Raw genomic sequence first — 14316 nt, 5'->3', positions numbered from 1 at the left:
AACCGACATGATTCCTTAAGGATGGTGAAATGATGCGGCTCCTCGTCGTAACCCCCAGTTTCCATGGCTACGGGGATGCCATTGGTGACGCGTTTGAGAGGACCGGTTACGACGTCGTCGTGCATCGGTATGACGCGGCTCCGCGCGTTGAGAAGGCGTGGAACAAGCTCAGGTATGAGTTGTCGGCCAAGATCCGCGGCACCCAGGGGCACCTGTCGACCGGGGTCGTGACGGCCAGGGCGATCGACCGTCTCCGCGCCGTCCACCCGGACCTGGTCCTGACAGTCCGGGGTGACGTCCTCGGAGCCGACTACTGGGACGAGGTCAACCGCACCACCAAGCACTCGGTGGCGTGGCTCTATGACGAGTTGCGACGTATGACCCTGGACATTGAGATGGCGTCGACCGTTTCGACCATCATCACCTACAGCCGTGACGACACCGCGGAGCTGCAGGGCAAGGGGATCGATGCCCACTACGTCCCGACCGGCTTCAACCTTTCGACGAAGCCTGAGGGGCATTGGCCCAAGAGCGACATCACCTTCGTCGGGTCCAGCCTGCCCGGTCGACAGAAGCTCTTCACGTCCTTGGTGAGTGCTGGCCTGCCACTGGTCGCCTATGGGCGCGACTGGTCCGATCATCCGGTTGATCGGTTGCGAACGTGGCGCCTGAGGTCGACCGGGATCCCTTCTCACCGCGACGTCAGCCTGGGTGAGGCCTACGGCATCATGCGGGACTCGGCCGCGACGCTCAATGTCCATGGCGACCAGGACGGCTTCACCATGCGTACCTTCGAGGCGTGTGGTGTCGGTGGGATCCAGATCGTCGATCGTGACGACGTCAGTGAGTTCTACGAACCGGGCAAGGAAGTACTCGTCCAGCACAGTGCTGAGGAGACGATTGAGCTCGCCCGACAGGTCCTCTCGGATCGGACTCGCATGATTGCCATGCGCCGGGCTGCGAAGGCCCGCACGCTGGCCGAGCACACCTTGGATCGGCGTGCTGTTGTCATCGAGGAGTTGTGGTCATGACAGGCCCAGGACTCGTCTTCCCCGACGACCTCGATGCGTGGTGCCGGTGGTCCGACAGCCGGAACCGGGTGCGGTTCGGACTGGCAGCTGTCAAGAGGCTCGTGGGACATCAGCCGTCCGTCACTCCGGCGAAGCTGTACCTGCCGGTGGAACGTCCCACGGCCTTGGTCGTGCTTGACCAGGTCTCGGTGAGTTGCCGCTACGCGACCTTCGACCCCTTGGAGCACCTCGACCCTGATCGCACGGCCGTTCTCTCGGCGCATTCCGAGGCCCGCGAGGCCGCGACCGGGGCAGTACGCGTCATGGAGTGGAACGAGGGTGGGTGGCTGCCACCATCGATTGAACAGGTACTCACCCTGGGAACCTTCAATCATCTGGCTCGCCAGGTGAAGCCCTGGGCCACGAGACACAATGCTCGGTTCTGTGTCATCCAGCACGGATTGTTGACGCCCTGGGCTCCTCCGCTGAGCCCGGGGGATCACCTGTTCGCGTGGTCCGAGGCCGACGCCGAATACCAGTGCGCGGGTCGCTCCGACGTCACCAGTGAGGTGATCGGCTCCCAGATGCTGTGGAAGGCTTCGAGGCTGCCCAAGGTGGAGGTCCTCGACGAGACGCCCGTGATGCTGGGACAGCTGCACGGTGCCGAACTGGGCCGAGCTGCCAAACAACGGATATACACGGAGTTCTGCACCTCGACCGGTGCGATCTACCGCCCCCATCCCAACGAGGCGGACTTCATCTCGCGTGTCCAGCATCGCACCATGACGAGGGCCGGTGTCGTCATCGAGGTATCAGGTAAGTCCTTGGTCGAGGAGGGGCGGCCGGTCGTCTCCATCTTCTCCACCGGGACCCTCGAGGCGGCGTGCCGAGGTTTGCCGTCGTGGGTTCACCATCCCGACCCGCCGGCTTGGATCGAGGATTTCTGGAGTCGGTACAATCTTTCTAGGTGGGGCGACGAGCCGACGGCGCCGATTGATTCATCGGGGGACGAGCCCGCCTCGATCATTGCGAAGGCGTTGTCCGGTCAAGGAAGGGACGCAGGCTGAGGTGACTGTCGGCGCTGTCGAACCCAAACGGGTCACCGACGGGCCGTTCGCGTCACGTTCGCACGACGGAGGTTGAGTCATGGTGAAGGACACACGGATCGCGCAGGGACCTCTTCCCACTCTGATCGGCCGCGTACTGGACAAGGGCCGGGAGTTCCTGAGGAACCACCACCCCGGAACCGGTGTCTCCGCGTGGAGGCCGGTCCTGGGTCCCCGACGCAACGCCAGTGTCGCGGGGGAACAGGGTTCGGGCTCGCGTGGGCCAGCCATCGTCTTCATGCCGTATCTGCAGCCCGGTGGTGGAGCGGAGCGCTACGCCGTTGTGACCGCGGCTGCTCTCGCGGAGCGCGGCTACGACGACGTCATCCTCGCGAACGTCGACGTCACACACACCTGGCTGGAAAACCATTACGGCCTTGACCTGTCCGGGGTGAGGATCCACCGAATCAAGGACTTCAGCCGGATGGAGCGGCAGCTACCGGTCGCACTGTGTCGCCTCATCGAGGACTGGATCTGGAAACTACAGCTCCGTCCATTCCATGCTGACCTCTTCATCAACTGTGCCTCCGGCAATGAGACCCCGGGGACGGCACGAACGAACATCTACGTCTGTCACTTCCCGCACAGACGGGAATACCAGTGCACGACCTTCCTGCACCGCCTGTACATGGGTGTCATGACCGTTGCGCGGAAGGTCCTCGTCACCTGGACACCGTTCCCTCACAACTACCAGATGGTGGTGGCGAACTCCCACTTCACCTCCGGACATGTCAGCCGGCTTTGGAACGTCGACTCGATGGTTCTTCCTCCTTCGTGCCCGACCATGGCGGTTGACGGTGTGGCGAAGGGACGCGACATCATCACGGTCGGGCGCTTCGAGCCCGTTGTTCCGAAGGTGCCGAACAAGCGGTTCGACGTGCTCGTCGATGCCTTCGCGGGTATGGAGGACCTCCATCGCGAGGGTTGGAAACTCCACGTCGTCGGAGCGTGTCCACCGGCCAAGCAGCAGGTCTTGGACGGACTTCGCAGGCGGGCTGGTTCGGCACCCGTCGAGTTCCACCCGAATGTTGACTTCCAAGTGCTGCGGGAACTCTATTCGCGGGCGACGATGTACTGGCATGCGCAGGGCTGCGGCGAGGACGCTGATGCTGATCCCAAGACCCAGGAGCACTTCGGGATCACGACGGTGGAGGCCATGTCAGCCGGGTGCGTGCCCGTTGTCTATGCGACGGCAGGACCTCGTGAGGTCGCGGAAGGGCTCCAGGATGCCGGCCTGTGGCGGACAGTCGAGGAGCTGCGGGCCGAGACGGTCCGTATTGCCCACCTCTCGGAGGACGATCGAGAGGCTGCGTCCCAGGCCGCTCGGGAAAGGGCAACCGGGTACGACCACGAGCACTTCAGCGATCACCTCATGGAGATCATCGATCGCGCCCGGACACAGAGCTGACGTCTCGCGCGGACGGTGCGTCCGTCCGTAACTCGTCGTCAGCCCTGTGCGCCGTGCCTGGCCCAGTAGTCGAGAACGACACGGATGCGTTCGACCTTGATGACGACCTGTTGGGCCCACACCTTGAGGTCCGGCACGTTCGTCGGCCACCTCTTCGGGTTGACCACCGTCTTCACCAAGTCGGACGTCAGGTCCGAGAGGCGGACACCGCGGCCGCCCGACGCGACGATGAGATCGCGGTAGCCCGCACGCAGGAGCGCATCGTAACCTGCCCATCCGATGGACTGTCGTACCTGTTGCCAGTACGTCTTGCGGGAACGGTAGGCAATGGCGCAGTCGGTCGGAGCGACGTCCCAGCCCACCAGATGAGCGCGAACGCACAGGTCAATGTCTTCGGCGATGGGCAGCCGAGTGTCGAACCCGTCAAGGAAGTGGAAGAGGCCGGCATCAATGGCCATGTTCGCCGACGCCCCGGTCGGGCACAGGTTGTTCCACATCTGGAAGTTCGGGAGCTGTGGAATGTCGGATTTCTCCGGGTCGTCGATGAAGGGATTGAGCGGGCCGACGACAAAGGGGTGACGGTCTAGGGCCGCGATCAGCGTCTCCGCCCAGTTTGGGGGAACGATGTCGTCTGCATCGCAGAAGAGCAGCTTGTCGCTCGAAGCGCGCTCGGCGCCCGCGTTGCGCGCTGCCGATGGACCGTGTGGCCCGTCAGGACTTGTGGAGATGACGTCCAGTCGACCGTCGATGGTGCTCCTGATCTTGGCAGCACGCGACCTTGCCGTCTCGGCGGTCGAGTCGGTCGACCGATCGTCGACGACGATGACCTCCAAGTGCTTGTCCGTCTCCTGCTCGCACAGGGCGTCCAGCTGGGCACCGAGAGTCTTCGATGCGTTGTGTGCAGGGATAATGACGCTAGCGTCAAACATGGATCACTCCCATCGGTGTGTGCTGGCAGCTGCGCGTTGAACGAAGCGATGGTTCACCGTGGGCCCGGGGACCGTGGTGAGGCCCGCGATCATCGTTCGTCACGAGGAACCTCACGATCGAGGGAGCCCAATTCGACCAGCCGTGCGAAGGATCTCGACGACTTCTGGACCTCGGAGAAGGTTCCCCGAGCGGCGATGTGCCCGTTCTCGAGGTAGACGAGCTGGTCGACGTCGCGGACGGTGGACAGTCGATGTGCCACCAGCACGGTGGTGACCTCTCCCTGCAGGGAGTGGATCGTGTTGCTGATGGCGGCCTCCGTCTCGTTGTCGAGTGCCGACGTCGCTTCGTCGAGGACCAGCACCGACGGGTTCCGGTAAAGGGCCCGAGCGATTCCGATGCGCTGACGCTGTCCTCCCGAGAGCCTGGCCCCACGTTCTCCGACGCTGGCCAGACGCCCGCTTTCGAACTCGCTGGCGACGTCGGTAAGCTGGGCTGCCTTGATGCACTCGACGATGCGCTGTCGGTCCCACGCGTCCTCGGGGATTCCGAAGGCGATGTTCGCGTCGATCGACGAATCAAGGATGTAGACGTCTTGGGGAACGTATGCGACATGGTCGTGCCACGACCTCATGTTGTTCTGGATGTCGACCCCGTCGAAGGTGATGACCCCGTGGCGGTACGGGATCAGGCCCAGGAGGATGTCGATGAGGGTCGTCTTGCCGGAACCGCTCAACCCACACAGTGCAAGGGAGGTGCCGGCCGGGATGTCGATCGTGATGTTCTGCAGCACCGGGTCCGTCCCGTCGGGGTAAGTGAAGGACAGGTCGGTTACGGATACGGGAACCGGATGCGGTTGTCCGTATCCGATGCGGTGCACCTGCTTGATGACGTCCTCGTGCGTGGGCAGGGGACTGTCCGATCGGAACTCCTTGTTGCCGCTCATGTTCTTGAGCGTCTTGACGGTGATGTCGAGACCGCCGGCGCCGAAGCGGACCATCCCGATGCTGGCCGTGATCGCGGACATGTTGGGCAGCAGTTTGATGGCAGCGGCGACGAAGACGGTCATCGTTGCCATTGCCGACGAGGGATCCGAGGTCATCGAGACGATGATGAGGACGATCGCGATGAACATGATCGTGAGGAATTCCAGGATGATCTTCGGAAGACCGGTGTAGAAGTTCGCCAACCTGCTGGCATTGGCGTTCCCGGCGTTCTTCTCAGCGTACTGCGCGATGAACTGGGTGTCGCACTCCTGGACGTTGATCTCACGGAACCCATTCATGGCCTCGACGAGAGCCTTGCCGGCTTCCCACGCCGTCTCCTGGGCGAGATGGCCGGCGTCGGCGTTGCGGCGGCCGAGGGCCTTCTGGATGAAGAGGATGAGAATGCCGAAGTAGATGATCGCGAGGAGCGTCGGGAGCGGGGTGATGATGAGCAGCAGGATCATCACCGTGACGCTAGAGAACACCAGTCCGGAGAGGTTCATCATTCCGCCTAGTGACTGGGTGTGCGCGGACTGTACGGCCGGACCGACATTGCGAATGACCTCAGCGACGTCCCTTCTCTTGTGCGACAGGTAGTCCTCGTGGAGGAAGGCCCTCAGCAGTCGGGACGAGGTTCCCACGGACAGCCGTGCGACGAATCCGGTGGACCACCACGACAGCCATGTTCCGACGACTGCCTTGATGAGGAAGGCAAGCACCATCGCCACGCAGAGTTCAATCGTGAACGTTCTGGTGGACGGGTTTCCTACCATTCTGTGGGCCACTCCCAGGTAGCCCTGGTCGAGGTCGGCCCCCATGAGGACCTGGGTCACGGGCAGGACCATGGCGATCCCGACCATGTCCATCAGTGAGATCAGGGCCTGCGCACACAGGTATAGGACGAGCCTGACCTGGGTCGGGCGGGAAAACGTGGAGATGAGGAACCACAGGTTCTTCAGGACGCCTCCACGTTTGGGGGCGGTTTCGATCTTGCTCATGTGTCAGAAGTCTCTCTCCGCGGTTTCGGTGGTCTCGTATCCCGCGATGCCCGACGCCTCGACAAGCAGCGCAATGGCCTTTCGTGCGACCGGAGCTGGGATACCGGGCAGAGCAGCGTCGACGCTCTTGGCAAGGGCATGGCTCCGGCGGTAGGACAGGTGGGGGACGGTGGAGCAGACAAGCTGGTTCCACATGCTGTCATCTACCGGACGGACGGCGCCAGAAGTGCCCGGTCCGTGAATCTCGTCGAAGGTCCGACGGGCTTGACCAGAGCGATAGCTTCGGCTGACGCGGGCAAGCGTCGAGACCGCCGCTGCATGGTGTCTTGTCGCGAGGGCGGGATCGACGACGATTGGGATGCCGGCCTGGTGGAGCCGCCAGCCGTAGTCGACGTCCTCCCATCCGTAGGCCTGGTAGTGGTCGTCATAGGGGCCGATGCGATCCCAGACTTCCTTGGTGATGGACACGTTTCCGGCCCAATAGCGCCAAGTCTGGTTGTCATCGGCCCGGTAGGCGCCGGCCCGGACCCGCTCGTCCGCCTCAGCTCCGTACACGGCGGTGTAGCGGTTGTCGGGAAGGACGTTGAGGTAGATGCCGATGGTTCCTTGCTCGCGATCGGCATGGCTGGCGACGTGACGCTCGACGTAGTCGGGCGCCGGCTCCAGGTCGTCGTCACAGCGAATGAGGACGTCGCCCTCGGCGGCCTCGTGACCGGCGTTGAGAGCCGCGACACGTCCACGATTCTGCGGGAACACCAAGGACCGGATCGGTAGGTGGGAATACTTGGCGACGACCTCTTCCGAGCCGTCCATGTCCCCGTCGATGACGACGATGGCCTCCCAGTCCTTGGCGCTCTGTGCCGCCAGTGCGCTCAGCAGACGCGGCAGTCGCTGTGCCCCCCGATACGACGGGATAATGATCGATGCAGTCGTCATCTCAGTCCTTCTGGTTCTCGAGCGGCTGGGCGCTGGGCCCTGATGACCTCGGGGAAGTGCGGCAAGGCCGTACGGTTATGGTTGAGGGGCTCATAGTGGGACGGATCCCACGTCCGGCGATCGCCACCGTGGCCAACCCGAGGTCCTCCTTGCCGGGGAGCGATGCAACCCGGTGCGGGAGCGGTGAAGCCGGCGCAACGGGGCATCGTACGCCCAGAGAAGAATACGCTGCCCCGAGTTGGTTGTTCCACCTCGTTACGATGCCACTTCCGCAGGGCCGGCGCGAACACTCGGATTTCCGTCATCTCTGCTCAGGCGTGACCGCGCCACATGGTCAGGCCAATCTCACGTGCCACGTTCCGGACAGTAGAGGTCCTCCCGGTGCGGACCACCAAGGCCTTGGCGAGATCCTTCCGGGAGCGTCGGAGGTCGTTCTTCACGCGATTGACATCATCGACGTCCGGTGACGCCGCGAGGTCCTCGAGCTCCCGGAGGTTGATGGTGCGGGTGAGATCAGCGCGACGCTGGTCGCTGGCCATCGTGTGGTAGGCCGTGTGATAGTCGTTGAACTTGAAGTCCCTGGTGTCGGACTGTGCGTCGGGACGTCCCCAACACGCCGGGATCTCCAACGAGTCAGCCACGATCAGGCCGTGCAACGACGTGGTGAAGATGTGGGAGCAGCTGTTGATGGCACTCACGGCCTTGCGGGGCTCTTGGCAGACGTCGATCGCGATCGTGTCGTCGTGCTCGGTGAGTTCCTTGATGAACGGGTGACGCTTGTCCTCGAAGTGCGAGACGATGCCCCACCTGTGCCTACGTGCCCGTGGCAGTCTGATCCGGTCGGTGTACAACAGTCCGGGATCTCCCAGCGGAGTGGTCTCGGGGAGCCCGGCCACGTCGCGGGTGAGACAGCCGCGGACACCAAAAACCTTGCGGTCTTCGAGGACCGGGTCGTCGGGAGTCAACATGCCCGAGCCCCAGATCCAGGGATGGGGCTTGGTCGGACGGTGGTTGAAGACCGATCCGATGCACAGTAGGGCGGCCTGGGAGAGACGCCTGGAGAACGCGAGGATGCCGCCGTCGGCGAGGACACGGCACGACATGAGGTCGCCGAAGTTCTTCACATGGGTCCACTGGTACACGGTGGTGCAGGGTGCCGAGGGATGGAGTCTGCTGTTGGCCGCCGTCATCGCAGCGGACCTCGAGGCGTGTAGGCGGCGCTGAATCCCGGTCAACTTGCTTGGTGCCATGAGGTTGAAATCTCCCGTTCGTGATGGGATGTCGGGGGCGACATCGTCGGTTGAGTTCGGTTGTGAGTGATGTCCTCGACCGCGGGGGAAACCCGATGGGTCTGGGACGGGGAGCGAGGTGTTCCCGCGTCCGACCGGCGACAGCGGTACTCCGGGTCGGAACCCCTCTCTCCCCGATCTGGTGCGCACAACGGGTTGGGGACGCCCGTCTACACCTGGTCGTGGGAAGGTACGGCACCGCGCTCGGGTGCCGGTCGTAGGTGCAACCTGATCGCCCTCGCGAAGGTCTCTGGGGAGAACTTCCCCGCGTGGTCCAGTACGGTGCGCTCCTCGAGAGGGTTCTCGCGGAACTGGCGGACGGCCTGCGTCACGGCTCCGGGGGTTGCGGAGTCGAAGAATCGTCCGGAGACGCCGTCCACGACGGTGTCCAGATAGCCGCCGGCATGTAGGGCCAGGCAGGGGGTTCCGAAGGCGAAGCCCTCCACGGGCGTCAACCCGAAGTCCTCCTTGCTCGGCGCAATGACAGCAGCCGCGTGGGCGTAGGCCCACCGCAACTGGGCGTCACTGATGCCCTCGAAGAAGGATACGTTGGCCGGGGCGAGATCGTGCAATTCATCGCGCAATGGCCCTGACCCGACGACGACCAGATGCTCATCGGGCAGATCCACGAAGGCATTCAGCACGATGTCGACATTCTTGTAGGGCATGAGGCGGCTGACCACCAGGAAGAAGGAGGGATGATCCAGTCCCGGTAGTGGCTCCTGGGGGCCGGTGGGATCCAGGGAGTACGGCGGATGCACGACTGCTGCCTCGATCCCGTACACGTCACGGATACGGTCGCGAACCACGGTCGAGTTACACAGGTACTCGTCCGCGGACGCGGCGGCCCGGCGATCCCAACGTCGTAGCGGCGGGGTGAGGGCCTTGAGCACGATCCCCTTGGGTGAACGCCACCACTGTCCGCCGAGGTAGTCGTCGGTCAAGTAGAGGAACCGGGCGGGGGAGTGGCAGTAGACGACCTTGCGGCAGTTCTGTGGGGTCTTGACCCCGTGCGCGAAACCGGTTGTCGAGACGAGAACGGTGTCCGTCCCCGTCGGCACCTCGGTGTGGTCGAAGGCCCAGTCGTATAGCGGAAGACCGGCGCGAAAGTGGCGACGCAACAACCCGATCCGGTTCAGGGGCGAGGTGATGACCTCGTGGCTGGCGAACTTGGGATAGGTGAGGTCTGGTGCGTACACTGCGGTGACGATCGGCGCATCGGGGAAGATCGTCGCGAACTGGGTGACGACCCGCTCCGCCCCGCCACGCTGGGTGAGGTAGTCATGCGCGATGGCGACGCGCGGGGCGCCAGAACTGGGCTCGGGATCGACATCAGCCAGAATCTCCGCGAGTCGGGCGCGGCCGGCCCCGGGGGAGAAGTTCGTCTGCCAGCGATCACGGGCTGCGTCGAGGAGCTCCTCGTCGTAGCCCTCGGAGGCCCGCTCGATCACATTGGCGAGGTCGATGGCGTCATCGGTCCGCGCCACGTAGGGATGCTCGGCTCCGGCAACCTCAGGCAGGCCACCAGCATCGGAGATGACGAAGGGGCATCGCGCCGACATCGCCTCGGATGCCACCAGCCCGAAGGACTCGGGAAAGACCGACGGGAAGACGGCCAGGTCCACTGCTGAGAAGAATTCGTCGCGGTCCATCCAGCCACGATGGTCGACGAGGTCGCCCAGATTCGTGATCTGCTCGGCCACCAGCCGGGCGTCCTCGGGGTCGACGAACCTGGACTCCCCGGCCAGCAACAGACGGTGTCGACCCGGTTGACGTCCCTCCAGCTCGGAGATCGCCTCGCAGAGACGTGCCACCCCCTTGTCGGAGGACAACCGACCCAGGAACCCGACCGTCACGGTCGCTCCCGGCTCGGTGAAATCGCGAGTCCGCGCGGGCGGATTCCAGTTCCACATCACCCGCGAACCGGGGACTGCCGCGGCCATATATGCCGACGGGACCACGGTTGCCAGTGCGCCGCGACGGGCCGCCACGGCCAGGGCGCGCAGCTTGCCGGCAGGACGCTGATGCAGGTGGACGACCCGGTTCAGATGCCCCGAGGTGGCGAAAGCCGGTCGCAAGCCGTTGCACCACAGCAGACCCCTGCGCTCGGTGGCGTCCCAGCGCCGCAGGCTGGCCAGATATTTCGCGGTGGTGTCCCCATGGATGGCCATGACACGGAAGCCGCGTCGAAGGGCCTCCTCGACGACGTCCCCAGGGGTCTGCGGTGCGACGACGGTGACCTCACGACCGAGTTCGCGGGCCGCCTCGGCGATGGCCAGCATCATGACCTCACCGCCGCCCATGCTTCCCTGGTTGGAGGCGATGGTGAATGTGGTCATCCCACAACCTCTCGGTAGACCTCAGAGATGCCCTCCGTCATGCCCGCCACGGTGGGAATGGCATCGGTCAGGGCGGGGCGATTGCCCAGATGAAGTCCCTGTCGGATGGCTACCTTCGCCAACGCTTCGACGTCGTCGGCCTCGGCAATGCATCGCGGAGGAAGGATCTCTGGGTTGCCACCGATCGGGCTGGCTGCGACGCCCATTCCTCGGGCCACCGCGTCGAGGAGGGCGTAGGAGCAGTTGTCCGACTTCGAGGGCTGCATGATGACGTCATGGCTGGCCATCGCCTCGTCCGGGTCGGCGAAGCCGGGGAAACTCACCTTGTCGTCGAGACCCAGACGGTGGGCCAGAGTCTTGAGGGAAGTGTCCTCCTCCCCGGTGCCGGCAACCGTCAGGGTCGCCTCCGGATGCTCACGGGTGATGTGCTCGAAGGCGCGAATCGTCGCGGAGATGTTCTTCTCCTTCGACAGCCGCGCCAGGGACAGCAGCCTCAGACCGGGCTCGCGGGACGGCAGGGTGGCGGGACGGTCGACACCGTTGAGTATGACCGTGATCGGTACCTTGGTGTGCCACTGGCGACGCATCTCGCGTTCGGTGGCCGCGGACACCGCGATGACCCTGGAGAACCGGGTCAGCCGGAGACGGTGTGCAGTCTCCATGGTGACGGCTGAGGCACGGTTCGAGTGGTACATGAACCGGTCCGTCGGGATGGTGTGTTCGGTGGACACGAGCTTGACTCCGGTGCCCACCGAGGCCATCGTTGCCAGAAAATCGGCCTTGGCCAGGTGGGAGTGGACGATGTCAGGCCCGAGTTGCTGAATCGTCGCGCGCAAGGATCGGACCGCGGTCCCGGTCTCGACGGGAAGGTCGACGACCTCGACGTCCATCTCCCGGAGCCTGTCGGCGAGAGGGCCGGAGGGGCATGAGACGACCATCCGCCAGCCGGGAATCCCGACCTGAGCGACGTCGAGGACATGTCGGGCCACCCCGGCGAGGCTGCTCACCGGGGACACCCACAGGGCGGTCGGTCGGTTCATCAAAACCACTGCTCCAGGCGCTCGAGGGCCGTCCAGAATCCCTCACCGTTGTTGACGTGCCCCTGCCAGATCTCCGGGATGAAGGTGATCTCGGGGGCCAGCTCGTCGAGCTGCCGTGCAGTCACCGGCCAGTCGATCTCGCCCTCACCGATCTGCGGGCCCTCGCCGTCGACCCCCTCGGCGTCGACGATGTGCAGGTGGTCGCTGAGCGGTGCCAGTTCGGCGATGTACTCGCTGAACGGGATCTTGTTGAAGTTGGCGGCCAACTTGGAGTGGGACAGGTCGAGGGTGAGACGACGTCCGTGCTGGTTGCAGAAGTCGACGGTGTCGTCGAGACCCATGAAGAGGTTGTGGTGCTGCTGTCCACCCATGAGCCACGGGTAGGGCGGCAGGGTCTGCGAGGTCAGACGGACACCGTCCTCGTCGATCCGATCGAGTGCCTGGGCGATCCGGGCGTACATGGCCGGACGCTCCTCGGGGGCCACGAAGGCGTCCTTGGTGAACCCGCCCATGGTGCAGATGACGACCGGGGGCTCCTCGGCGTCGAACCACGTGTCGAGGTCACGGGCGATCTGGATGACCTTCTGGACCTCGGCGATCGAGCGCTCCCAGATGTCCTCGTCGGGGGAGGCCAGGTTGATGATGAAGTCGCCGGCGTAGAGGTCGGGGCAGTGGACGGTGTAGGTCATCCCGTCGAACTTGCGGTGCTCGAAGGCCTCGGCGATCTGCTCGGCCGTCATCTCCACGTCCTTGTAGGACAGGTGGAACTCTAGGAAATTTGGGTTGGTCTCGGAGTGGGACAGCAGCTTGCGGGCGTCGTGGTAGCGCACCGGCAGGCCCCACGGGCGACGGAAGGTGTAGTTGCGACCCTGGGCGACGGCGTCGGTCAGGTCGGTGTCATAGAAGAAGTCACCGGCGTCGATGTCGCGACGCATGGTGCGACCGACCAGCTCGTCGAGGTGGTTGGGCTGCAGCCCGCGGCCTGGGGACTTGACGGCCACGGCGTCCCGGGTGATGACCTCGCCGTTGTGCAGGGCTCGGGTGGACACCAAGGACTTGGCGAGGTTGGCGCGGTTCATCATCTCGCCGGTCGACACCGAGCGGGCCTTGTCGGAGCCGAGCGCCAGCTCGACCTCACGGATGCGGTCGACCATCTCCGCGAACTCGTCGGGGAGCAGGGAGACCTGGTGGTCGTTGCCCTCGAGGGTCTTGTCGATGGTGAAGTGCTTCTCGATGATGTGGGCGCCACGGGCCACCGCTGCGATCGGCACGTGGTAGCCGCGCTCGTGACCGGAGTAGCCGACCGGGCAGTTGCCCAGGACGGCCAGACGGTCCATGTAACGCAGGTTGACGTCCTTGAAGGGTGCCGGGTACGTCGACTGGCATTGCAGCAGAGCGAATTGAGCCCCGGCGCTGCGCAGAACGTCGACTGATCCGAGGATCTCGTCCTCGGTCGACATGCCCGTCGACATCAGCATCGGCAGGTGCTCAGCGGCACAGGCCCGTAGCAGGGAGTGGTTTGTCATGTCAGCACTGGCGATCTTGAGGGCTGGGACGCCGTAGTCGGCCAGCACTGTGAGACTGGGGAGGTCCCACGGCGTGCAGAAAGCGTCAATGTCGACGGCCTTGCAATGGTCGAAGACATCGATCATCTGCTCGGGGCTCAGCGAGAACCGGGACAGGAGGTTGAGGGTGTATTGAGCGCCGAGATCCTCGCCCGCGGTGGCACCGTCGGCTTGACGGTACAGAGCATTCAAGTCGCGCAGCTGGAACTTGACGGCGTCGGCCCCGGCCTCCTTGGCAAGGTCGACGAGGTGCTTGGCCAACGCGACGTCACCTTGGTGGTTATTGCCGATCTCAGCAATGAGAAGACAAGGGTGGCCATCGCCAATGGTGTGACGACCGATGGTCATCTCGGCGGCACCCTCAGTGGCGACCGCCGCGAGATGGCCACGCTCGTCAACGAGGGGGATCACCTCCACGCCGGGGCGAAAGAGTTGGGAAATGGTCGAAGCATCGGCATCGAGAGGTGCATGGATGCACTCACGATTGGCAGCTGCCTGCACCGGCGTCGTCATGTCGCCGTCTGGTTCGGAGGTGATCCAGCGGCGGAAGTCGCCGTCGGAGAAGGACCCGGTGAGAATGCCGTGTTCATCGACGCAGAAGACGATGCCCGACTTGTTGTCGGTGATCTTTGTCAATGCGGTGAGGATGGTGTCCTCACCAAAGACGGCGAAGGGTGTGGTCTGACGGTTGACGATCATGGGCGCGGATAAC

The 14316-nt window shown here is 64.3% G+C and carries 10 protein-coding genes; 3 read left to right on the top strand and 7 right to left on the bottom strand.

Annotated features, from left to right (window positions below):
* Positions 1–29 precede the first annotated feature (29 nt).
* The 3 genes from PALO_RS09665 to PALO_RS09655 all read left to right on the top strand — a co-directional run bounded on the left by PALO_RS09665 (position 30) and on the right by PALO_RS09655 (position 3524).
* Entirely contained in the window at positions 30–1031 is a 1002-nt protein-coding gene (locus tag PALO_RS09665) for a CgeB family protein (RefSeq protein ID WP_015583394.1), read from the top strand.
* Positions 1028–2077: a hypothetical protein gene (locus PALO_RS09660; RefSeq protein ID WP_015583393.1), complete on the top strand. Its 1050-nt coding sequence runs from the start codon at positions 1028–1030 to the stop codon at positions 2075–2077. Before PALO_RS09665 ends, PALO_RS09660 begins: the two co-directional genes overlap by 4 nt.
* Positions 2078–2156: 79 nt before the next feature.
* Positions 2157–3524, top strand: a complete 1368-nt coding sequence (locus PALO_RS09655; protein ID WP_015583392.1) for a glycosyltransferase — start codon at positions 2157–2159, stop codon at positions 3522–3524.
* A gap of 38 nt (positions 3525–3562) precedes the next feature.
* Here PALO_RS09655 and PALO_RS11605 read toward each other — a convergent pair whose 3' ends face one another.
* The 7 genes from PALO_RS11605 to PALO_RS09620 all read right to left on the bottom strand — a co-directional run bounded on the left by PALO_RS11605 (position 3563) and on the right by PALO_RS09620 (position 14303).
* On the bottom strand, positions 3563–4453 hold the full coding sequence (locus tag PALO_RS11605; RefSeq protein WP_015583391.1) for a glycosyltransferase family 2 protein: 891 nt from the start codon (positions 4451–4453) through the stop codon (positions 3563–3565).
* Positions 4454–4542: 89 nt separating this feature from the next.
* Entirely contained in the window at positions 4543–6435 is a 1893-nt protein-coding gene (locus PALO_RS09645; RefSeq protein WP_015583390.1) for an ABC transporter ATP-binding protein, read from the bottom strand.
* 3 nt (positions 6436–6438) lie between these two features.
* Positions 6439–7371: a glycosyltransferase family 2 protein gene (locus tag PALO_RS09640; RefSeq protein WP_015583389.1), complete on the bottom strand. Its 933-nt coding sequence runs from the start codon at positions 7369–7371 to the stop codon at positions 6439–6441.
* 311 nt (positions 7372–7682) lie between these two features.
* Positions 7683–8621, bottom strand: a complete 939-nt coding sequence (locus PALO_RS09635) for a polysaccharide pyruvyl transferase family protein (protein WP_231097128.1) — start codon at positions 8619–8621, stop codon at positions 7683–7685.
* 209 nt (positions 8622–8830) lie between these two features.
* Complete coding sequence (locus PALO_RS09630) at positions 8831–10999, bottom strand: glycosyltransferase family 4 protein (RefSeq protein ID WP_015583387.1); 2169 nt, start codon at positions 10997–10999, stop codon at positions 8831–8833.
* Positions 10996–12039 (bottom strand): glycosyltransferase family 4 protein, encoded by a 1044-nt coding sequence (locus tag PALO_RS09625; protein WP_015583386.1) that lies wholly within the window; start codon positions 12037–12039, stop codon positions 10996–10998. The genes PALO_RS09630 and PALO_RS09625 overlap by 4 nt, the downstream gene beginning before the upstream one ends.
* Positions 12039–14303: an N-acetylneuraminate synthase family protein gene (locus PALO_RS09620; protein WP_015583385.1), complete on the bottom strand. Its 2265-nt coding sequence runs from the start codon at positions 14301–14303 to the stop codon at positions 12039–12041. Before PALO_RS09620 ends, PALO_RS09625 begins: the two co-directional genes overlap by 1 nt.
* Positions 14304–14316 lie beyond the last annotated feature (13 nt).

This window comes from Cutibacterium avidum 44067, from assembly GCF_000367205.1.
In the GTDB taxonomy this organism is placed as follows: Bacteria; Actinomycetota; Actinomycetes; order Propionibacteriales; family Propionibacteriaceae; genus Cutibacterium; species Cutibacterium avidum.
This window is presented reverse-complemented; position numbering and strand designations above follow the sequence as displayed.

Bases quoted from the DNA above. Each gene is read 5' to 3' on its own strand.
- PALO_RS09665 (WP_015583394.1), top strand. From the start codon at position 30: ATGATGCGGCTCCTCGTCGTAACCCCCAGTTTCCATGGCTACGGGGAT.
- PALO_RS09660 (WP_015583393.1), top strand. From the start codon at position 1,028: ATGACAGGCCCAGGACTCGTCTTCCCCGACGACCTCGATGCGTGGTGC.
- PALO_RS09655 (WP_015583392.1), top strand. From the start codon at position 2,157: ATGGTGAAGGACACACGGATCGCGCAGGGACCTCTTCCCACTCTGATC.
- PALO_RS11605 (WP_015583391.1), bottom strand. From the start codon at position 4,453: ATGTTTGACGCTAGCGTCATTATCCCTGCACACAACGCATCGAAGACT.
- PALO_RS09645 (WP_015583390.1), bottom strand. From the start codon at position 6,435: ATGAGCAAGATCGAAACCGCCCCCAAACGTGGAGGCGTCCTGAAGAAC.
- PALO_RS09640 (WP_015583389.1), bottom strand. From the start codon at position 7,371: ATGACGACTGCATCGATCATTATCCCGTCGTATCGGGGGGCACAGCGA.
- PALO_RS09635 (WP_231097128.1), bottom strand. From the start codon at position 8,621: ATGGCACCAAGCAAGTTGACCGGGATTCAGCGCCGCCTACACGCCTCG.
- PALO_RS09630 (WP_015583387.1), bottom strand. From the start codon at position 10,999: ATGACCACATTCACCATCGCCTCCAACCAGGGAAGCATGGGCGGCGGT.
- PALO_RS09625 (WP_015583386.1), bottom strand. From the start codon at position 12,039: ATGAACCGACCGACCGCCCTGTGGGTGTCCCCGGTGAGCAGCCTCGCC.
- PALO_RS09620 (WP_015583385.1), bottom strand. From the start codon at position 14,303: ATGATCGTCAACCGTCAGACCACACCCTTCGCCGTCTTTGGTGAGGAC.